Source organism: Bradyrhizobium sp. 132 (assembly GCF_023074185.1).
In the GTDB taxonomy this organism is placed as follows: domain Bacteria; phylum Pseudomonadota; class Alphaproteobacteria; order Rhizobiales; family Xanthobacteraceae; genus Bradyrhizobium.
On record NZ_JADPKY010000170.1, the window covers coordinates 261,503 to 281,565 of the forward strand.

Genomic DNA, 20,063 nt, shown 5'->3' on the forward strand with positions numbered 1-20,063 from the left:
TGCCCCAAGAACCGCACGAATTTGCACGCGGCGACCCCCGTCGCGCGCGAATCAAACGACAATACCCTCACCGTGACTCCACCGGTAAGAGTCCAGATCGTGAACGCAAAGCCGGCCCCACAAAAATGCCGGCCGCGCTGTTCCAGCCACGTAAATCTTCGGGATAATTCGGCTGGACGTGCCGCGCGTTAGCGGCCGGTCGAGCCGAAGCCGCCGGCACCGCGGTCGGTGGACGACAATTCGGCCACGGGAACCAGCGCGGCCTGCACCACGGGCGCGATCACCATCTGCGCGATGCGCTCGCCGCGCTTGATCACGAAGGCGGCCTGGCCGTGATTGATCAGGATCACCTTGATCTCGCCGCGATAGTCCGCGTCGATCGTGCCTGGCGAGTTCAGCACAGTGACACCGTGCTTGGCCGCAAGCCCCGAGCGCGGTCGCACCTGCGCCTCGTACCCGGGCGGCAGTGCGATCGCGAGGCCCGTCGGCACCAGCGCGTATTGGCCGGCAGCGAGCGTCATCGGCTCGCTGTCCGACACCGCTGCCATCAGGTCGAGACCGGCGGCATCGTTGGTCTGATAGGCCGGCAGCGGCAGGCTCTCCGCATGGGGCAGGCGTTGCAGTTCGATCGTGACTTTCGTGCTCAAGATGCCGGCTCCCGGGATTTGCCGGTCACGCTCTTTGCGACATGCGCGACCAGTTCGATGGCGACCTGTTCCTTGGTCATCGCCGGCCAGGAATCAACTGCAATCTCGCCGTCCTTCTCATCGTTCTTGCGGCTGATGAGGTGAACGGTGTTGCGGTCTCCGCCCATCACCCCGGTGGCGGGAGAGACGTCGTTGGCGACGATCCAGTCGCAGCCCTTGCGGGCAAGCTTCGACTTGGCGTTATCGATGAGGTGCTCGGTCTCGGCAGCAAAGCCGATCACCAGTGGCGGACGCTTGTCGGTCAGCTTGGAGATCGTCGCGAGAATGTCGGGGTTCTCGACCAGCTGGAGCGGCGGCATGCCGGCCGAACTCTTCTTCAGCTTCTGCTCGCCCTCATTGGCGACCCGCCAGTCGGCGACGGCCGCGGCGAAGATCGCAATGTCGGCGGGAAGCGCGGCCTGCACCTGCTCCAGCATCTGCCGCGCCGATTCCACGTGCTTGACCGTCACGCCCCGGGGATCGCCGAGATCGACCGGTCCGCTCACCAAAATCACCTCGGCGCCTGCGGCCTGTGCGGCGGCGGCGATGGCAAAGCCCTGCTTGCCGGAGGAGCGGTTGGCGATGTAGCGCACCGGGTCGATCGGCTCGTGAGTCGGACCTGCCGTGATCAGCACGCGCTTGCCGGCGAGCGGGCGCGGCACCGGCGGCCGCAGCAGGCGCTCGGCGGCGGTCGCGATCTCGATCGCCTCGGACATGCGGCCGATCCCGGCCTCGCCGGCTTCGGCCATCTCGCCGGAATTCGGCCCGATCAGCACCACGCCGTCGCGCTTGAGCTGCGCGACATTGCGCCGCGTCGCCGCGTTATTCCACATCAGCGGATTCATCGCCGGCGCCAGCAGCACCTTGCGGTTGGTCGCGAGCAGGATGGCGCTGGCGAGGTCGTCGGCGTGGCCGTTGGCCATCTTGGCCATCAAATCGGCGGTGGCGGGCGCCACCACGATCAGGTCGCACTCGCGCGCGAGGCGGATATGGCCGGCGTCGAACTCGCTCTGGGGATCGAACAGGTCGGTGTAGACGCGCTCATGCGAGAGCGCACTCACGGCCAGCGGCGTGACGAATTGCTGCGCCGCCTTGGTCAGCACGCAGCGCACCTCGATCCGTCGCTCCTTGAGCCTTCGAATCAGGTCGAGCGATTTGTAGGCCGCGATCCCGCCGCCGATGATCAGGGTGACGCCGGCCTCGGGAAGGGCACCGGTGCGCTGGGGGATGGGGGTGGCGGAGGCCGCGGGCGGCGCCGTGAACGGCGTCAGCGGCTCCTCGCGGCCCTCGATCAGCTCCCCGAGAATGACCCGGACCTCTTCCTCGACCGACCTGCGGTTCCTGGCCGAACGCAGGCGGAGGAAGGTTTTGACGTTCTCGTCGAGCTTGCGGATGGTCAGGCTTGCCATGGCACTCTCCGGCGGAAAATGATAGCGATGCTATCATTCGTATGATTGCATTGCAATCATAGATTCCGGACGGCGATCAGGATGCCGATGAAGGTCGCCGCGATGATCCAGAGCGCCACGGTGCGCCAGCGGTTCTTGCGGCCCTCGCTGCGGCCCATCGCCGCGATGCTCTCCGGCGACAGCCGGATGCCTTCCCGCGTCATGGTCTCCAACTGTTCGAGCACCGCGACCGAGCGCGCGGCGATGTCAGGCAGACGCATCAGGATGCGGGCGAGATCGCCGGTGCCGGAAAGTGCGCCTTGGACCCGGCCGATCGGCCCGAGATTGCGCTCGATCCATTCGCGCACCACGGGGTCGGCGACTTTCCAGATGTCGAGCTTGGGATTGAAGCCGCGCGCCACACCCTCGACCACCACCATGGTCTTCTGAAGCAAGATCAGCTCGGGCCGCGTCTTCATGTCGAACATGCCGGTGACTTCGAGCAGCAGCGTCAGCAGCCGCGCCATCGAGATCTCTTCGGCGGTGCGATTGTGAATCGGCTCGCCAATTGCGCGGATCGCTTGCGCAAAATTCTCGACCGAGTGATGCGCGGGCACGTAGCCCGCTTCGAAATGCACCTCGGCGACGCGGCGATAGTCGCGGGTGATGAAGCCGAGCAGGATTTCGGCGAGGAAGCGCCGCTCCTTCATGCCGAGCCGGCCCATGATGCCGAAATCGACCGCGACGAGACGGCCGGCGTCATCCAGGAACAGATTGCCCGGATGCATGTCGGCATGGAAGAAGCCGTCGCGCAACGCGTGGCGCAGGAAACTCTGGATCACCTTGCGGCCGAGATCGGGCAGGTCGACCTGCGCTTCTTTGAGGCGTTTGTGGTCGTTCAACGCAATGCCGTCGATCCACTCCATCGTCAGCACGTTGTGCGTGGTGCGGTCCCAGTCAACGGTCGGCACACGGAAATCAGGATCGTCGCGCGTGTTCTCCGCCATTTCCGACAGCGCGGCAGCCTCGAGCCGCAGATCCATCTCCATCGCGACCGAGCGCGACATGGTGTTGATGACCTCAATCAGGCGCAGGCGCCGCGCCTCGGACGAATAGGCTTCGGCCTTGTGCGCGACGAAGAAGAAGTCGGAGAGGTCGCGGCGGAAGCGGGCGGCCACGTTGGGTCGCAGCACCTTCACTGCGACGGCCTTGCGGACGCCGTCGCGCAAAACTTCGCCGCGATGAACCTGCGCGATCGAGGCAGCCGCGACCGGCGGACTGAGGCTCGCGAACACATCCGTCAGCGGCCGTTCCAGCGAGGTTGCGATCGCAGCTTCCGCTTCGGCTTGCGAGAACGGCGGCAGGCGATCCTGCAGGCTTTCGAGGTCGAGCGCCATGACGACGCCGACGACGTCGGGGCGTGTTGCCAAAAATTGTCCGAGCTTGAGATAGGCCGGGCCCATCCGGGTTAGCGCGCGGGTCAGCCGCGGGCCGTGCTTCGGGCCGCGCCGCTCGATGAGGCGTGCAATTTTCAGCGCGAGCTGCCCGGGCGCCGGCACCAAGCTCGGATCGACTGAGCCGAACACGCCCTCGCGCGCAAAGACGAACGCGGCGCGGATCAGGCGCGCAATGTGGGTGACGGCAGAAATCACAAACGCCAGCCCGAATGCAGCGCGACGATGCCGCCGGACAATGTCTGCCAATTCACGCGGGCGAAGCCGGCGTCGCGGATCATGTCGGCGAAGGCGTTGGGTCTTGGGAACTTGCGGATCGACTCGACCAGATATTGGTAGGACTCGGCGTCACCCGTGATCATGCGGCCGAGCGGCGGGATCACCTTGAACGAGAACAGGTCGTAAAGGCGATCGAGCCCGGGCATCTCGACGGTGGAGAATTCCAGGCAGAGGAAGCGGCTGCCTGGCTTGAGCACGCGATAGGCCTCGGCCAGCGCGAGATCGATCCGCGGCACGTTGCGAATGCCGAAAGCGATCGTATATGCGTCGAAGCTGCGGTCGGCGAAGGCGAGCGCCTCGGCATTGCCTTCGACGAAATCGACCTGGGTCTCGAGATGCCGTTTCGCGGCGCGCTCGCGGCCTACCTCCAGCATCCCGGTACTGATGTCGCAGACGGTGGCATGGAAGCCGGGGCCTGCGGCCTTGGCGGCGCGGAACGAGATGTCGCCGGTGCCGCCGGCAACGTCGAGCAGCGCGAACGGCCGATCGCCTTTGGGCGGGTTGAGCGCGTTGATCATGATGTCCTTCCAGACCCGGTGCAGGCCACCGGACATCAAATCGTTCATCAAATCATAGCGCGACGCCACGCTGTGAAACACATCGTTCACCAGCGTCTGCTTGTCCCCCAGGGGAACGTCCCTGAAGCCAAAATGCGTGGTTTCGCCCGGCCGATCCATTACTCTACTCCACGAGACGGACCATAGCGCGCCCGCCGCAATGGCGCTATCACACCGCCCTGATAAGGTGAATGCCTGACCATGCCTGAATTGCCCGAAGTCGAGACCGTCCGCCGCGGCCTTCAGCCCGTCATGGAAGGTGCAAAAATCCTCGTTGCGGAGGCCCGCAGGCCCGATCTGCGCTTTCCGTTCCAGCCGGATTTCGTGGCCCGGCTGAAGGGGCAGGTCGTCACCGGGCTCGGGCGCCGTGCAAAATATCTCATGGCCGATCTCGCCTCCGGCGACGTGCTGCTGATGCATCTGGGCATGTCGGGCTCGTTTCGCGTCATCAAGCGGGACAACGAGGCTGCGCCGGGCGAGTTTCACCATCCGCGGGCCAAGGACTCCACGCACGACCACGTGCTGTTTCGGATGTCCTCGGGCGCCGACATCATCTTCAACGACCCGCGCCGCTTCGGTTACATGAAAGTGATCGCGCGCAGCGCGCTGGACGAGGAGCCGCTGCTCCGTGGGCTCGGTCCTGAGCCGCTCGGCAACGAATTCGACGCGGCGATGCTGGCGCAGTCCTGCGCGGGGAAAAAGACCAACTTGAAGGTGGCGCTGCTCGACCAGCGCGTAGTCGCGGGGCTCGGCAACATTTATGTCTGCGAAGCCCTGCATCGCTCGCATCTGTCGCCGCGCCGGATTGCTGCGACGCTCGCCACGAAAAAGGACGAGCCGACCGACCATGCAAAGAGATTGGTAGGCGCGATCCACACCGTGCTGAACGACGCCATCAAGGCCGGCGGATCGTCACTGCGCGACCATCGCCAGACCTCGGGCGAGCTCGGCTATTTCCAGCATTCGTTCAAGGTCTACGATCGCGAAGACGAGAAATGCACGACGCAGCGCTGCGGCGGCACGGTGAAGCGTTTTACGCAGAACGGCCGCTCGACCTTCTGGTGCTCGAAATGTCAGAAGTAAGTTTCTGCGAGGGTGACAATTTCACCACGAGCGTCATTGCGAGCGCAGCGAAGTAATCCAGAATCTTTCCGCGGAAGGACTCTGGATTGCTTCGCTGCGCTCGCAATAACGGTGGATGGAGTCCTTTCAAAAGCGCGAAGCGAAGCAATCCGCCCGGGTTGGTGGCCGGATTGCTTCGTCGCTGGGGCCTTCCGGATGGCGAAGGGCCGGCTGGCGTCTGAGCAATCGCCCCGCTCAGGACGTCAGTGTCGTGGATTCGTCGGCCGCAAGCTCTGAAGGCGGGTGCAGCATGCCGTCCGCGACCGAGATGACCTGGTCGATCAGAACATTGGTCGTGGCGGCGAGCTCGAGCCGGGTCTCGATCCAATGCCAGAGGCCGCGGATCTCGTCTGATGATTTGCCGTTCGGCGCGAATTCGCTGACCGCAAGGCCGCTGGCGAGCGAGTCCTGATGATCATTGCGCATCACGATCAGCGGGCGTGCGAGCACCTCGGTGAGATCGAGGGCGGCTTCCTCGGCGAGCGTGTTGGCCGCGTTGTCGATGCGCTGGCCGCGGATCGGGGTCTGGTTCAGCACGAAGCTGTAAGGCCGTTTCCAGGCGCGCGCGACGCTCAGCGTCGAGGCGGTCGCCTCGATATCGGCGACGCTCGGGCGGGCCGGGATCAGGCAGAGGTCGGAATGGCGGATCGCGGCGGTGGTCGCGGCGCTGAGGCCGGCCGCGGTGTCGACGATTGCGAGCTGGAGGCCGCTGTCGGCCAGCATCTTCAGACGCGGCTCGATGTCGGCGGCGTGATAGATCGGCTCGACGACGAGATCATCGGCAGTGCGGCGGCGCTGCCAGTTGGACAGAGTGCCCTGCGGGTCGGTCTCGATCAGGCGGACGGTGAAGCCGGCCTGCTTGGCTGCGAGCGCGAGGCCGATGGCGAGCGTGCTCTTGCCGCTGCCACCCTTTTGGGTGGCCAGTACGATCGTGTGCATTGAAGATCAATCCTTTGGAGTGCTTGGGTCAGGGAAACGCCACGCGAACGTGCATCGATCTCGATGCTGAGCTCTTCTCGCTCAGGACGTGCCGGCCCGATCCAAAGGGGATCGCGGAGGTCCGAATCAGCAGTAACGATGATGGCGGAATCGGGAATGCCAGCGAATCCGTACGATTACTGGACCAGTAGTGGTACGTGTGCTGTGCTTGCCGCCGTGAATAAAAGGACAAGCGGCATGAGCGGAAACTGGCGCGACCGGACGGCGACGAATTTTGAGTGCCAGAAGATGCCTGCGGTATCGAGCCGCGGCATGGTGGTCAGCAACCATCCACTGGCCTCCAGCGCCGGCGCGGAGATGCTGGCCGCGGGCGGCAACGCCATCGACGCCGCAATCGCGACCCTGTTCACGCTGACCGTGGTCGAGCCGATGATGGTCGGCATCATCGGCGGTGGCATGGCGCACATCCGGCTGGCCGACGGCAGCCACCGCTTCATCGACGGCCAGAGCACTGTGCCCGCGGCGGTGCGCGACACCAGCTACACCTCCATGCCGGGCTCGGCGCATGACGTGTTCGACACCGTCGGTAATGAAAACCTCAACGGCCCAAAGGCGGTCGCTACACCGGGTTCGCTGAAAGCCTGGTGCGAGACGCTGCGTCGGTTCGGCACGATGAGTCTTGCCGACGTCATGCAGCCCGCGATCAAGCACGCCGCGCGCGGCTATGCGGCGACGCCCTATTTGCATGAATGCGTCAGCGAGAGCGCCGTCGAGATGCGCAAGGACAAGCCGATCGCGGCGATTTACCTGCCTGGTGGAGAGCCGTTGAAGGTCGGTGAGCGCGTGGTGCAATCAGAATATGCCGAGACGCTCCGCTACATCGCCGATCACGGCGAGACCGCGCTCTACGAGGGGCCGCTCGGCGATATCCTGATCGACTACATGGAAAAGGCCGGCGGCTTCATCCGGTGCAACGATCTCACCAGCTACAAGACCGTCGAGCGGCAGCCGATCCGCGCCGATTATCGCGGCTGGACCATCTTTGGCCCGCCGCCGCCCGCGGCCTCCGGCGTGCATATCGCGCAGATGCTGAACATTCTGGAAGGTTACGACATCGGCAGCCTTGGCTTCGGCACGCCGGAGACGATCCACTATCTCGCGGAAGTCCTGAAGATCGCCTTCGCCGATCGCGCCGCGGCCAGCGGCGATCCTGATTATGTTGGGGTGCCCGTGGAGAAGTTGACCTCGAAGGCGTACGCCGAGGAGCGCCGCCGTGCGATCGATCCGGCGCGGGCGCAGGCCTGGGGCGCCGGCGTGTCGCAGCTTGAAGGCGCTCACACCACGCACATGACCGCGGCGGATGCCTTCGGCAACGTGGTCGCAACCACGCAGACCATCAACAATCTGTTCGGTGCCAAGATCATGATCCCGGGCCTCGGCGCCATCGCCAACAACTACATGAACCTGTTCGATCCGCGGCCAGGCCACGCCCTGTCGCTGGCGCCGGGCAAGCGGGTGACGACCTCGATGTCGCCGATGATGGCGTTGCGCGAGGGCAAGTTGCGTTACGCGTTGGGTCTGCCCGGGGGAAAACGCATCTTTCCGAGCGCGATGCAGGCGCTGGTCAATCTGATCGACCACGGCATGAGCCTGCAGGAGGCGGTCGAGGCGCCCCGCGTCTGGACCGAGGGCAATGCGCTCGAGGTCGAGCAGAAGGTGCCGGAAGCCGTGCGCGCGAAGCTTGAAAGCCTCGGCCACAAGGTCCAGCCGGTTGCGACGGTGGCCGGCGGCATGAATGGCATCGCCTTCCACGACGACGGCACCATGACCGGCGCCGCCTGCTGGCGCGCGGACGGCACGCCGGTGGGGATCTCGGGTGGTCTCGCGAAGAGCGGGATCAGATTCAGGCTGAGCTGATTTGATGGCGCGCTGGCCGAGGGCTCGGTCACCTCTCCCGCTTGCGGGAGCGGGAGCGCAGCGCTCGCTTACTTCCGCACGCATATCACGCGCACGACCGCGGCCTTCGCATCCGTCGACGTGCCATTCCCAGTAACGCCGTTCGCCTTCAGAAAATCGCGCACCGTTTCCGCGGAGACCATCACCGCCTGCGACGCCGGCACCGATGTCGCGGGGCCCGCAACCATCGCAGATTTCAACAGCGCGATGCCGGCGAACTTGCCGTCGCCGTCGATGGCGACGCTGCCGGAAAATCCTACCGCCGGCGGCGGTGAGAGCGCGGAATCGCCGCCACCGACAGATGCCAACGCGGCCTTGAGGCTCGACGCACCGGCCGCTCCGCCCTGGCTCTGTGGATCAGCGATACCGATGATATCGACACTCGTCTTCGCCGCGCCGGTGGAGAGGCTGAACGGCTTCAGGCCGCGCGTGCCATAGACGTGCAGCAGCGCGAGATCGTGTTCCTTGTCCTCAGCGAGACGGTCGGCGCTGCCATAGCCCGCGATCGTGATCGCGAGGCAGCTATCAGTGACGAGGCGGTCGGTAATGATCGCGCCATCGGTGCTGACGACGATGCCGGTGCCATATTCGACGGTCTTGCGCGGCGGCGGCCCGGCCTGTGGTCCTGACGGGAATGCATTGAACGCGCTCGACATCGCGATCACGACCGGCTCGACCGTGTTCTCGGTCGCCTGATCGTAGAGGATCGTCATGATGCGGACCTCGTCGCCCCTGGAGGTGCCGCGCAAATAGAATTTCTTCATGCCCTGCAAACCAGACAGCACGAAGAAGTCAGGCTTCACCACGGTGTAGTCGACCTTGCGACCCGGCTCCTTCTTCTCCGCTTCGGCAAGCTTGGCTGTGGTCGGGTTCGCCTCCTTGCGGCGGCCGAGCAGCACCTGCACCGTGCCGGTCGGCGAGGTCCATTTCGAGCCGTTGGCGTCGGTCGCCTGCTGCGGCACCAGTTTCGAGGGAATGCCGAGCCGCGCGCCGCTGGTCATCTCGGTCACGATCTTCCAGCCGACGTTGTCCTGCTTCCGGCGCGCGGCCTCGGCGAGCGCCGCGCGCTCCTGCGGATTGAGCACGCCGGTCGGCTTGCTGCCCTTGAGCTTCTGGTATTCCTTGATGGCATCGACCATGCGCGCGCTGACGTCGCCGGTGATGGCGCCGTTGTACTGGCCGACCCAGGCGAGGTCGGACTGCAGCGACAGCCGCTCCGCCTGCGCCATGGCACCAGCCGTCTCCGATGGCGTCTGCAGTGCGGGCGGGCGGATCGGAATGGTCTGGACCGGCTTCGGCCTGGTGCCGGGGATCTGCGGCGTCGTCATCTGGGCGTTCGCGCCTGTCGCAGCCGCAAACATCAGTGTTGCCGCAAGCATCGATCTCATGACAAATCCAGCCAGCCCATTGAACGCAATGCCATTGAAGCACATCTCGTTGGTCGCGAACAATGTTGCGGTGGTTCAGACCGGCAGGAGAGGTCTAGCTCCTCATCCTGAGGGGCCGCGTAAGCGGCGTCTCGAAGGATGAAGGCCGTGCAGCCGCAGCGGGGCCTTCATGGTTCGAGACGGCGCTTCGCGCCTCCTCACCATGAGGGGAGGATCTGGAAGGACGACGATGCTGAGCCCGGACGAACTCGAACGTTATGCCCGCCATATCGTGCTGCGCGATGTCGGCGGTCCCGGCCAGGCTGCGCTGAAGCGGGCCTCCGTGCTGGTGATTGGCGCCGGCGGGCTCGGTGCACCGGCCCTGATGTATCTGGCTGCGGCAGGGATCGGCACGCTCGGCGTGGTCGACGACGATGTGGTGTCGCTCTCCAACCTCCAGCGCCAGGTCATTCACACCACGCCCGATATCGGCCGGCACAAGGTCGAGAGCGCGGCCGAGCGAATCACCGCGCTCAATCCGCACGTCCGCTTCGTCGGCCACGCCACTTGGCTCAACGCCGACAACGCGCTCGGCCTGATCGGCGACTACGACCTCGTCCTCGACGGCTCCGATAATTTCTCGACGCGCTATCTGGCCTCGGACGCCTGCTTCTTCGCGAAGAGGCCGCTGATCACCGCCGCGCTCGGGACCTTCGACGGCTCGCTCACCACCATCCGCGCGCATGAGAAAAACGACGACGGCGAGTTCAATCCGACCTATCGCTGCCTGTTCCCGGAGGCGCCGCCGCCCGGGACCGTGCCGGCGTGCGCGGAAGCCGGCGTCATGGGCGCGCTTGCGGGCGTGATGGGCTCGATGATGGCGCTGGAGGCGATCCGCGAGATCGTCGGCTTTGGCGACGGCCTGGTCGGCCGCCTTCTGATGATCGACGCGCGCGCGATGCGCTTCGAGACGTTGCGCTATGCGCGCGATCCGGCCAATCCGCTCAACGGCGATGGGCCTGTCATCACTGACCTCAGCGCCCATCGCACCTGATTGCCGTCGTTACGTCGTGGCCAGCTTCTCGCTGTCGAGGTGCGCCATCTGCTCCGCCGTATAGCGCGTGCCGGAAGCGACATCCGGCGGGAAAGCTTTTGCCAACACCGCAAGATGACCCGGCGTCAGCGCGACCTTGGTCGCGCCGAGCGCCTCGAGGAGACGGTTGCGGGTGCGAGCGCCAACCAGCGGCACGATCTGCTTGCCTTGCGCTGCCACCCAAGCGATCGCGACCTGCGCCGGCGTCGCACCGATCTCGCCGGCGATGGCGCGCAGCTGCTCGGCCAGCGCGAGATTGGCATCGAGGTTCGCGCCTTGGAAGCGCGGGCTCATCAGCCGGTAGTCCTTGCCGGTCTTGCCGGAATCCTTCGACCAATGGCCGCTGATCAGGCCGCGCGCCAGCACGCCGTAGGCGGTGATTCCGATGCCGAGCTCGCGGCAGGTCGTCAGGATGTCGCGCTCGATGCCGCGTTCGATCAGCGAATATTCGATCTGGAGATCGGCGATCGGATGCACGGCGTGCGCGCGGCGGATGGTGTCGGAGCCAACCTCGGACAGACCGATATGTTTGATGTAGCCGGCCTTCACGAGCTCGGCGATGCCGCCGATGGTCTCCTCGATCGGGATGTTGGGATCGAGCCGCGCCGGACGGTAGACGTCGATGTAGTCGGTGCCGAGCCGCTGCAGCGAATAGGCAAGGAAGTTCTTCGTTGCGGCCGGCCGCGAGTCGATCCCGGCGAATTCGCCGGCGGGGCCGCGCAACGCGCCGAACTTGACGCTGATCTGCACTTTCTCGCGCGGAACGTCTTTCAGCGCCTCGCGGACCAGCATTTCATTGTGGCCCATGGCGTAGAAGTCGCCGGTATCCAGCAGCGTGATGCCGGCATCGAGCGCCGCGTGGATCGTGGCGATGCTCTCGCCGCGATCGGCCGGGCCGTAGACCTCGGACATGCCCATGCAGCCGAGACCGAGGGCGGAGACGGTGGGGCCGGTTGAACCGAGTTTGCGCTGTTCCATGATGGCTCTCCTCGAAAAGGCGCTGACCGCGCCGGGTGACGAGGCCTGATATGCGCCTGATCGATTACGCCGATAAGCTGGACAATCGAGAATAGCTTGTTCATTAAGGCGAACAATGGCCGAACCCGACCTGCGTGATCTCGACGTCTTCGTGGCGGTCGCCCGCACCCGCAATTTCCGGCGCGCGGCGGTCAAAATTCGCGTGTCGGTGTCGAGCCTTAGCCAGCGGCTTCGGGACCTGGAGGAGCGCCTCGGCGTCCGCCTGATGAACCGCACCACCCGCAGCGTCGCCTTGACCGAGGCGGGCGAGCTGCTGCTATCGCGCGTGGCGCCCGCCTTGCGCGACGTCGGCGACGCCCTCGATCAGGTGCGGGGCCTGCGCGAGGTGGCCTCGGGCCGCCTGCGCATCAACGCACCGCCCCCGGCGGTCGACCTCGTGCTGGCGCCGATGGTCGGGCCGTTCCTGGGGGCGTATCCGCAGGTCGATCTCGACGTCGTGTCCGAAAGCGGGTTCGTCGACATCGTCAGCGCCGGCTTCGATGCCGGCGTGCGCTACGGCGAGCATCTCGCGCAGGACATGGTGGCGATCCCGCTGAGCGGCCCGCAGAGCTATGTCGTCGTCGCATCGCCCGATTACGTCGCGCGCCGCGGCATGCCCGGGCATCCGAAGGACCTGCTCGACCATGATTGCATCCGCGCCCGCTACTCGAGCGGCGTCATGCATGATCTGGAGTTCGAGAAGGCCGGTCAGTTGGTGAAGGTAGATCCGCCGGCCAAGCTGATCTCGACCAATATGGGCCTCGCGATGCGCGCTACGCTCGACGGCGTAGGTGTGTGGGCGACGCTCGATGGCTACGTCCATGACGCCGTGAAATCCGGCGCGCTGGTCAGCCTGCTCCAGGATTGGTGCGAACCGTTTCCCGGACCGTTTCTCTATTATCCAAGCCGGCGCCAAACGCCGCCGGCGCTGCGCGCCTTCATCGATTTCACAGCAGACTGGCGCAAGCGCGAAACGCGCTGAGACACTGAACCCTCAGAGCATGCTCGGCAGCACGCGATCCGGCGGCTTGTGGGCGTCGAGGAAGGTGCGGATGTTGATGATCACCTTCTCGCCCATCTCGACGCGGCCTTCGATGGTGGCCGAACCCATATGCGGCAGCAGCGTCACCTTGCCGGCCTTGGCGAGCCGCACCAGCTTCGGGTTGACCGCGGGCTCGTGCTCGTAGACGTCGAGGCCCGCGCCGCCGATCTCGCCGCCTTCGATCAGCTTGATCAGCGTGTCCTCGTCGGTGACCCCGCCGCGCGCGGTGTTGACGATGTACGCGTCCTTGCGGATCAGCTTCAGCCGGCGCGCCGAGAGCAGATGGTAGGTCGCCGGCGTGTGCGGACAGTTCACCGAGATGATGTCCATCCGCGCCAGCATCTGGTCGAGGCTTTCCCAATAGGTCGCGCCCAGCTCTTCGGCGATCTTCGGCGCCACGGGCCGGCGGTTGTGATAGTGGATCTGCAAGCCGAAAGCGCGGGCGCGGCGCGCGACCGCCTGGCCGATGCGGCCCATGCCGATGATGCCGAGGCGCTTTCCCCCGATGCGATGACCGAGCATCCAGGTCGGCGACCAGCCGGGCCAGGGTTTTCCTTCCGTCAGGATCGAGGCGCCTTCGATCATCCGCCGCGGCACGGCGAGGATCAGCGCCATGGTCATGTCGGCGGTGTCTTCGGTCAGGACTTTTGGTGTGTTGGTGACGGTGATGCCGCGGGCGTGCGCGGCCTCGACGTCGATGTTGTCGACGCCGTTGCCGAAATTCGCGATCAGTTTCAGCTTGCAGTCGGGCTGATTGACGATGTCGGCGGAGATGTGATCGGTAACGGTCGGAACCAGCACGTCGGCGGTGCGCGCGGCTTCCGCTATCTGGTCGGCCGACATCGGCGCGTCGTCGAGATTGATCCGCGCGTCGAACAGTTCGCGCATCCGGGTCTCGATCGAATCCGGAAGCTTGCGCGTCACCACGACGAGGGGCTTTTTCTTCACAGACATGTTCTGCCCTCATGAGGCGTCGCAGGCCACCTCTGTCACCAAAGGCCGGCTGTTGAGGCCTCATTAACCCGGTTGTTCGACACTGCCTTTGCCGTGTCGTCCCCGGCGTTTCCTTCAAGCTCTCCCGACATTTCCGGCCGGAAAATCGGGGCAAACTGGTTGTTCAGACGTCCGTCCTCTCTAGCAGAAGACCGGGCCAAGACAAGAACCACGGGCAAAGGGCTCGGGAACACCCGCGTGGGGCGGGTCGGGGCTGGTGCGGCACGGTATTGGAATTGTGGGTGAGGGCCCGGCTCGGCCGGACCTTCGACAGGAGACGGGTTGATGGCGTTGGGGCGTTTTTGTTCGGTGATGGCGCTCGTTTGCACCTGGTTGAGCGCTTCGGTCAGCCCCGGGCATTCGGCGAAGGACAACACACCCCAGACAGCCTCGGGCCTCCCGGTGCCGCGCTACGTCAGCCTCAAATCGGATCACGTCAACGTCCGCGCCGGTCCCACCAAGGACAATGACGTCGCCTGGGTCTATACCCGCTCCGGCCTGCCGGTCGAAATCACCGCGGAGTTCGAGAACTGGCGCCGGGTGCGCGATTCCGAGGGTGCCGAGGGCTGGGTCTATCACTCGCTGCTGTCGGGCCGCCGCACCGCTGTCGTCACCATGAAGCACAAGGACGACCTCGCGCCGATCTACGATCGCGCCGATCCCGACAGTGCGGTTGCAGCCAAGCTTCAGGTTGGTGTCGTCACACAGGTCAAGAGGTGCAGCGCAAACTGGTGCCACGTCCTCGGCAACGGTTTTGACGGCTGGATCCAGCAGGAGCGCCTCTGGGGCGTCTACTCGGACGAGCAGGTGAACTGAGGCTTAGGGGCAATCCCTTGCCTCCAATCCCTTGCCTCGTGGGCATCAACGGACCTTGCATCTGGCCCAAAAACGTGGATGGCCGGGGCAGGCCCGGCCACGACGACTAAATCAGCAGTTTAGGATTGATCTCAGCGCTTCTTGCGCAGCCGCACGACCATGTCGATGCGGGCGATCTCGTAACCCGCAGGCACCTCCGGCATCTTGGACAGCGCCAGATGCGGATCCTCGATGTCGACCAGCTCATGGCTGTTCTCGAGGTAGTAGTGATGGTGGGTCGTGACGTTGGTGTCGAAATAGGTCTTGGTGCCGTCGACGCTGACCTGACGGAGCAGACCGGCATCGGTGAGCTGGTTCAGCGTGTTGTAGACGGTCGCCAGCGAGACCGGCACCTTGGCCAGCGTCGCTTCCTCGTAAAGCATTTCAGCCGTGAGGTGGCGTGCACCCTTGCCGAACAGGAGCCAGCCCAGCGCCATGCGCTGGCGCGTCGGACGAAGCCCGGCGGATTGGAGCATTTCGTTGACGTCGTGCCACGGGCAGCCGGTCAAAGCCGGCTGGCGGCCGGACATAAGAGCCGCCGCATGGGCCTCTTCGTCGTGATGGGGCGCGTTATTTTCGCTCATTTCCAGCTTCGGGCACGCGTGAACACTATCTTCCCCAACATATATGGAGAGATAGATGCAGATGCAAGTTTCTCGCAACTAGAGTGGTTCTAATCGGGCAAGGAACCGGGCCGAGCCCGCGTCATTTTACCTTCATGAGAGCGCTTTGCCACCCGAAATGGCCTGTGTTAGAGAGCCCGCGGTTCCGCTTAACCGATTTTGGCGCAGCCCAGGCATTGAGGGCCGCTCGCAATCCATCCGGTCCTTCGTATTCTCGTCTGACGATGGCAACGGACGTTGCTTTTCGAGCAGGACTGGGCCCATTTTTGCCGGAAACGCCGCTCAATCGGGTTAGAACACAGAGGCTTCCGCATGCTGAACAGGCGCAACGGCTACGAATATGAAGATCTGCTGGCTTGTGCCCGCGGCGAGATGTTCGGCCCGGGCAATGCCCAACTGCCGCTGCCGCCGATGCTCATGTTCGACCGTATTACGGACATCAGCGAGACCGGCGGCGAATTCGGCAAGGGCGTGGTGCGTGCCGAGCTCGACGTGAAGCCCGATCTCTGGTTTTTCGGGTGCCACTTCAAGAACGATCCGGTGATGCCCGGCTGCCTCGGCCTCGACGCGCTGTGGCAACTGGTCGGCTTTTATCTGGGGTGGAGTGGTGGTGAAGGTCGCGGCCGCGCGCTCGGCCTGAACGAGCTGAAGTTCAGCGGCCAGGTGCTGCCGGAGGCCCGCAAGGTTGTGTACAACATCGATATCAAGCGCGTGATGCGTTCAAAGCTGGTGCTGGGTATCGCCGACGGATGGCTTTCGGTCGATGACCAGATTATCTATCGCGCGAAGGATCTGAAGGTCGGCCTGTTCAAGCAGGGCACGAGCCTGGGCTGAGCGCATCACCACGAAGACAACGATTGAAGCGAGGCTGTCATGAGGCGGGTTGTGGTCACCGGGATGGGCATTGTCTCCTCCATCGGAAACAACACCCAGGAAGTGCTTGCAAGCCTTCACGAGGCGAAGTCGGGCATTTCGCGGGCTGAGAAATATGCGGAGCTCGGCTTCCGTTCGCAGGTGCAAGGTGCGCCGACGCTCGATCCTTCGACGGTGGTCGACCGCCGCGCCATGCGTTTCCTCGGTCAGGGCGCGGCGTGGAATCACGTCGCGATGGAGCAGGCGATCCAGGATTCCGGCCTGTCGCCTGACGAAGTGTCCAACATCCGCACCGGCATCATCATGGGCTCCGGCGGTCCGTCCGCTCGCACCATCGTCGAGGCCGCCGACACCACCCGCACCAAGGGGCCGAAGCGCGTCGGACCGTTTGCAGTGCCGAAGGCGATGTCCTCCACCGCCTCCGCGACGCTTGCGACCTGGTTCAAGATCAAGGGCGTGAACTATTCGATTTCGTCGGCCTGCGCCACGTCGAATCATTGTGTCGGCAATGCCTATGAGACGATCCAGATCGGCAAGCAGGACGTCGTCTTCGCCGGCGGCTGCGAGGAGCTGGACTGGTCGCTGTCGGTGCTGTTCGACGCCATGGGCGCGATGTCCTCGAAGTACAACGACACGCCCGCCACGGCCTCGCGTCCCTACGACGTCAACCGCGACGGCTTCGTGATTGCCGGCGGCGCAGGCGTGCTGGTGCTGGAAGAGCTCGAGCATGCCAAGGCGCGCGGCGCGCGCATCTACGGCGAGATCGTCGGCTACGGCGCGACGTCCGACGGCTACGACATGGTCGCACCGTCAGGTGAAGGCGCCGAGCGCTGCATGCGCATGGCGATGTCGACCGTGAAGACCAAGGTCGACTACATCAATCCGCACGCGACCTCGACGCCGGCCGGCGATCCGCCGGAGATCGACGCGCTCCGCAGGGTGTTCGGAAGTGGCGAGAAGTGTCCGCCGATCTCGGCGACCAAGGCACTGACCGGCCACTCCCTGGGCGCAACCGGCGTGCAGGAGGCGATCTATTCGCTGCTGATGATGAACAACGGCTTCATTTGCGAGAGCGCGCACATTGTGGAGCTCGATCCCGCATTCGCCGACATGCCGATCGTGCGCAAGCGTATCGACAACGTCAAGATCGGCACCGTGCTGTCGAACTCCTTCGGCTTCGGCGGCACCAACGCCACGCTGGTGTTCAGCCGGCTGGATGCGTGAGGTTCTTGCGGACGCCCTGGTAATTTTCTCGTCATGGCCGGGCTTGTCCCGGCCATCCACGTCTTGGCCGCCGGCTTCGAAGGGCGTGGATGCCGGGGACGAGCCCGGGCATGACGAAAGTGGAAAGCGATCGAAACGATGCAGGAATTGATGAAAGGCAAGCGCGGCCTGATCATGGGCATTGCCAATGATCATTCGATCGCCTGGGGCATGGCGAAGACGCTGCATGCTCACGGCGCCGAGCTTGCCTTCACCTTCCAGGGCGAGGCCCTGGGCAAGCGTGTCAAGCCGCTGGCGGAGCAGCTTGGCGTCGACATGGTGCTGCCCTGCGACGTCGAGGACATTGCCAGCGTCGACGCCACATTCACGGCCTTGCGCGAAAAGTGGGGCCGGCTGGATTTCGTGATCCACGCGATCGGATTCGCCGACAAGAACGAGCTCAAGGGCCGCTACGCCGACACCAGCCGCGAGAATTTTTCGCGCACCATGGTGATCTCCTGCTTCTCGTTTACGGAGATTGCAAAACGCGCCGCCGAGCTGATGACTGAGGGCGGCAGCATGATCACGCTGACCTTCGGTGCCTCGATGCGCGCGATGCCGAACTACAACGTGATGGGCGTGGCCAAGGCGGCGCTGGAAGCCTCGGTGCGCTATCTCGCCTCCGACTTCGGGCCGCGCGGCATCCGCGTCAACGCGATTTCCGCAGGCCCCATCCGCACGCTGGCCGGCTCGGGCATCGGCGAGGCGCGCGCGATGTTCGCCTTCATGCAAAAACATTCGCCGCTTCGCCGCGGCGTGACGCTCGACGAGCTCGGCGGCTCGGCGCTGTATCTGTTGTCGGATCTCTCCGGCGGCGTGACCGGCGAGATCCACTATGTCGATTCCGGTTACAACATCGTCCTGATGCCGAAGCCGGACGACCTTGCAATGCCTGATTAACCCGCCGCGATTTTCTCCGCCCGCTGGAACGCCGGCCGTGCCATGCAGCGCGCGAGACAGGCGACGAAGGCCGGGCGCGACGGCACCGTCTTGAACAGGCGCACCGCAAGGTTCAGGCCCGATCCGATCGTGATGTCGGCGGCCGAAAATTCCTCGAGAATCCACGGCCCGTTGGCGAGCGCGGCTCCCGCACGTCGAAGACCTGCGTCGCGCTGCCCGCAAGCTGCACCCAGAGCTCGCTGTCTATCCAGCGGGCCGCTGCCGCCGCCACCGATAATACTTCATCATGAACCCGTTCGACGGCTCGATCTCTTGCTTCTCGAACACAAAGCCTTCGCGTTCGTACCAGCGCCAGGCTTTTTCGTTTTCGCGGACGCAGCGCAGATACATCTCGTCCGGCATTTGCGTGCGCGTGAAGGCGAGCAATTGGCGGCCGAGCGATTGGCCCTGATAGGCGGGCGCGACGAACAGCATGTCGAGATAGAGCTTTGGCAGATGCAGCGCCAGCATCGCGGCGATCGTGCCGTTGTCGTCGGCGACGAACAGGCTCCAGCCACCCTCGATCTCGCGCCGGATGCGTGCACGCAGGTTCGCGAGCAGGAAGTTGCTCGTCTCGCCGAGTCCGGTCGAGACCCAGCTCTCCATCCAGACGCGGCCGATCTCGTCGTATTCGTCCGCGCGGGCCGGGCGGATGATGGGGTGGGACATCGGGAACTCAGGCCGGCTGGCTGCGCGCGGATGGCCGCGCGCGCACCTTGCCGGCCGACAGGCACACCACCTCGGAGATCTGAAGCAGTTGGCGCGCGAGCGGGCTGGTCTTGCGCCAGACCATGCCGATGGTGCGCGACGGCTGCGGGTCGCGGAAGCGCGTGAGCGAGACCGACGCCGATCGCGTCTCCACCGACACCGCCATCTCCGGGATCAAGGTGACGCCGATGCCGGCGCTGACCATCTGGACCAGCGTCGACAGCGAATTGGCATCCAGCATCTCGCGCGGCGGCGCCGATTGCATGTTGCAGAACGACAGCGCCTGATCGCGGAAGCAGTGCCCCTCTTCGAGCAGCAACAGCCGCATCTCGCGCATCATCTCCCGCGATGGTGCCGGCGTCCCCTCATCCGCTCCCGGCCGCACCAGCAGGAATTTCTCCGCGAACAGGGCGACCTCGGTGAGCGAGGGCTCGGACACCGGCAGCGCGACGATGGCGGTGTCGAGTCGGCCTTCCACCAGTTCCTGGATCAGCCGCGGCGTCATAGTCTCGCGCACGCGGATGTCGAGCTCCGGATGCATGCGCGTGAGATTCTTGGTGATCGTGGGCAGCAGATAAGGCGCGATCGTCGGGATCATGCCGATGCGCAGCCGTCCCGAGAACCGGTCCTGCGAGGCGCGGGCGAAATCGCCGAGTTCGTCGACCGAGCGCAAAATGTCGCGGACGCGCTGCGCGAGTTCCTCGCCAAACCGGGTCAGCGCCACCTGTCGCGCGCTGCGCTCCAGCAGCAGGCCGCCGAGCGCCTCCTCCATCTCCTTGATCTGCATCGACAAGGCCGGTTGCGAGATGGAACAGGATTCAGCCGCGCGGCCGAAATGGCCGTGGCGCGCCAGCGCATCGAAATATCGGAGCTGCCGCATCGTCAAGTTGATCATCAGAAAATCTTATC

At 64.9% G+C, this 20,063-nt stretch carries 19 protein-coding genes and 1 pseudogene; 8 read left to right on the plus strand and 12 right to left on the minus strand.

Going from position 1 to position 20,063, the window contains the following annotated elements; all coding sequences use genetic code 11:
• Nucleotides 1–188: 188 nt before the first annotated feature.
• From dut to ubiE, 4 genes are read right to left on the minus strand one after another with little or no spacing between them, the layout of a single operon-like run.
• A complete protein-coding gene (dut, locus tag IVA74_RS37725; RefSeq protein WP_247352813.1) occupies nucleotides 189–647 on the minus strand; it encodes a dUTP diphosphatase in 459 nt (152 codons plus the stop codon).
• Nucleotides 644–2,095, minus strand: a complete 1,452-nt coding sequence (gene coaBC / locus IVA74_RS37730) for a bifunctional phosphopantothenoylcysteine decarboxylase/phosphopantothenate--cysteine ligase CoaBC (RefSeq protein WP_247352815.1) — start codon at nucleotides 2,093–2,095, stop codon at nucleotides 644–646. Before coaBC ends, dut begins: the two co-directional genes overlap by 4 nt.
• Before the next feature lie 56 nt (nucleotides 2,096–2,151).
• Nucleotides 2,152–3,726 (minus strand): 2-polyprenylphenol 6-hydroxylase, encoded by a 1,575-nt coding sequence (gene ubiB / locus IVA74_RS37735; protein ID WP_247352817.1) that lies wholly within the window; start codon nucleotides 3,724–3,726, stop codon nucleotides 2,152–2,154.
• Nucleotides 3,723–4,484, minus strand: a complete 762-nt coding sequence (ubiE, locus tag IVA74_RS37740) for a bifunctional demethylmenaquinone methyltransferase/2-methoxy-6-polyprenyl-1,4-benzoquinol methylase UbiE (protein ID WP_247352818.1) — start codon at nucleotides 4,482–4,484, stop codon at nucleotides 3,723–3,725. Before ubiE ends, ubiB begins: the two co-directional genes overlap by 4 nt.
• Before the next feature lie 81 nt (nucleotides 4,485–4,565).
• Between ubiE and mutM the strand changes: the two genes are divergently transcribed.
• Entirely contained in the window at nucleotides 4,566–5,447 is an 882-nt protein-coding gene (gene mutM, locus IVA74_RS37745) for a bifunctional DNA-formamidopyrimidine glycosylase/DNA-(apurinic or apyrimidinic site) lyase (protein ID WP_247352820.1), read from the plus strand.
• A gap of 234 nt (nucleotides 5,448–5,681) precedes the next feature.
• Here mutM and IVA74_RS37750 read toward each other — a convergent pair whose 3' ends face one another.
• On the minus strand, nucleotides 5,682–6,425 hold the full coding sequence (locus IVA74_RS37750) for a ParA family protein (protein WP_247352822.1): 744 nt from the start codon (nucleotides 6,423–6,425) through the stop codon (nucleotides 5,682–5,684).
• A gap of 237 nt (nucleotides 6,426–6,662) precedes the next feature.
• Between IVA74_RS37750 and ggt the strand changes: the two genes are divergently transcribed.
• A complete protein-coding gene (gene ggt, locus IVA74_RS37755; RefSeq protein ID WP_247352824.1) occupies nucleotides 6,663–8,342 on the plus strand; it encodes a gamma-glutamyltransferase in 1,680 nt (559 codons plus the stop codon).
• A 68-nt stretch (nucleotides 8,343–8,410) separates the two neighbouring features.
• Here ggt and IVA74_RS37760 read toward each other — a convergent pair whose 3' ends face one another.
• Nucleotides 8,411–9,769, minus strand: a complete 1,359-nt coding sequence (locus IVA74_RS37760; protein WP_247352826.1) for a serine protease — start codon at nucleotides 9,767–9,769, stop codon at nucleotides 8,411–8,413.
• 229 nt (nucleotides 9,770–9,998) lie between these two features.
• On the opposite strand from IVA74_RS37760, the gene moeB reads away from it, so the two are divergent.
• Nucleotides 9,999–10,802: a molybdopterin-synthase adenylyltransferase MoeB gene (moeB, locus tag IVA74_RS37765; RefSeq protein WP_247352828.1), complete on the plus strand. Its 804-nt coding sequence runs from the start codon at nucleotides 9,999–10,001 to the stop codon at nucleotides 10,800–10,802.
• 9 nt (nucleotides 10,803–10,811) lie between these two features.
• Here moeB and IVA74_RS37770 read toward each other — a convergent pair whose 3' ends face one another.
• Entirely contained in the window at nucleotides 10,812–11,819 is a 1,008-nt protein-coding gene (locus tag IVA74_RS37770; RefSeq protein ID WP_247352830.1) for an aldo/keto reductase, read from the minus strand.
• Between the two features lie 115 nt (nucleotides 11,820–11,934).
• On the opposite strand from IVA74_RS37770, the gene IVA74_RS37775 reads away from it, so the two are divergent.
• Nucleotides 11,935–12,840 carry a LysR family transcriptional regulator gene (locus tag IVA74_RS37775; protein WP_247352832.1) on the plus strand — a complete coding sequence of 302 codons (906 nt, stop codon included), beginning with the start codon at nucleotides 11,935–11,937 and terminating at the stop codon, nucleotides 12,838–12,840.
• 12 nt (nucleotides 12,841–12,852) lie between these two features.
• Here the strand turns inward: IVA74_RS37775 and IVA74_RS37780 are convergent, their stop codons facing one another.
• Nucleotides 12,853–13,854, minus strand: coding sequence for a D-glycerate dehydrogenase (locus IVA74_RS37780; protein WP_247352833.1), 1,002 nt, complete (start codon nucleotides 13,852–13,854; stop codon nucleotides 12,853–12,855).
• 324 nt (nucleotides 13,855–14,178) lie between these two features.
• Between IVA74_RS37780 and IVA74_RS37785 the strand changes: the two genes are divergently transcribed.
• Nucleotides 14,179–14,709 carry an SH3 domain-containing protein gene (locus tag IVA74_RS37785; RefSeq protein ID WP_247352834.1) on the plus strand — a complete coding sequence of 177 codons (531 nt, stop codon included), beginning with the start codon at nucleotides 14,179–14,181 and terminating at the stop codon, nucleotides 14,707–14,709.
• 131 nt (nucleotides 14,710–14,840) lie between these two features.
• Here the strand turns inward: IVA74_RS37785 and irrA are convergent, their stop codons facing one another.
• Nucleotides 14,841–15,332, minus strand: a complete 492-nt coding sequence (gene irrA / locus IVA74_RS37790; RefSeq protein ID WP_276001300.1) for an iron response transcriptional regulator IrrA — start codon at nucleotides 15,330–15,332, stop codon at nucleotides 14,841–14,843.
• A gap of 351 nt (nucleotides 15,333–15,683) precedes the next feature.
• On the opposite strand from irrA, the gene fabA reads away from it, so the two are divergent.
• The 3 genes from fabA to fabI all read left to right on the plus strand — a co-directional run bounded on the left by fabA (nucleotide 15,684) and on the right by fabI (nucleotide 18,407).
• Nucleotides 15,684–16,205, plus strand: a complete 522-nt coding sequence (gene fabA, locus IVA74_RS37795; protein ID WP_247352835.1) for a bifunctional 3-hydroxydecanoyl-ACP dehydratase/trans-2-decenoyl-ACP isomerase — start codon at nucleotides 15,684–15,686, stop codon at nucleotides 16,203–16,205.
• Nucleotides 16,206–16,244: 39 nt separating this feature from the next.
• The gene (gene fabB, locus IVA74_RS37800) at nucleotides 16,245–17,468 is read left to right on the plus strand and encodes a beta-ketoacyl-ACP synthase I (protein ID WP_247352836.1); all 1,224 of its coding nucleotides are present in this window, start codon (nucleotides 16,245–16,247) and stop codon (nucleotides 17,466–17,468) included.
• A 138-nt stretch (nucleotides 17,469–17,606) separates the two neighbouring features.
• Nucleotides 17,607–18,407 (plus strand): enoyl-ACP reductase FabI, encoded by an 801-nt coding sequence (fabI, locus tag IVA74_RS37805; RefSeq protein WP_247352838.1) that lies wholly within the window; start codon nucleotides 17,607–17,609, stop codon nucleotides 18,405–18,407.
• On the opposite strand, the pseudogene IVA74_RS37810 reads toward fabI, so the two are convergent.
• The 3 genes and pseudogenes from IVA74_RS37810 to IVA74_RS37820 all read right to left on the minus strand — a co-directional run.
• Nucleotides 18,404–18,624: pseudogene (locus IVA74_RS37810) on the minus strand (glutathione S-transferase family protein); the annotation flags it as partial. The gene fabI and the pseudogene IVA74_RS37810 sit on opposite strands and share 4 nt — an antisense overlap.
• A gap of 26 nt (nucleotides 18,625–18,650) precedes the next feature.
• Entirely contained in the window at nucleotides 18,651–19,115 is a 465-nt protein-coding gene (locus IVA74_RS37815; protein WP_247352840.1) for a GNAT family N-acetyltransferase, read from the minus strand.
• Nucleotides 19,116–19,122: 7 nt separating this feature from the next.
• A complete protein-coding gene (locus tag IVA74_RS37820) occupies nucleotides 19,123–20,049 on the minus strand; it encodes a hydrogen peroxide-inducible genes activator (protein ID WP_247352842.1) in 927 nt (308 codons plus the stop codon).
• Nucleotides 20,050–20,063: the final 14 nt, after the last annotated feature.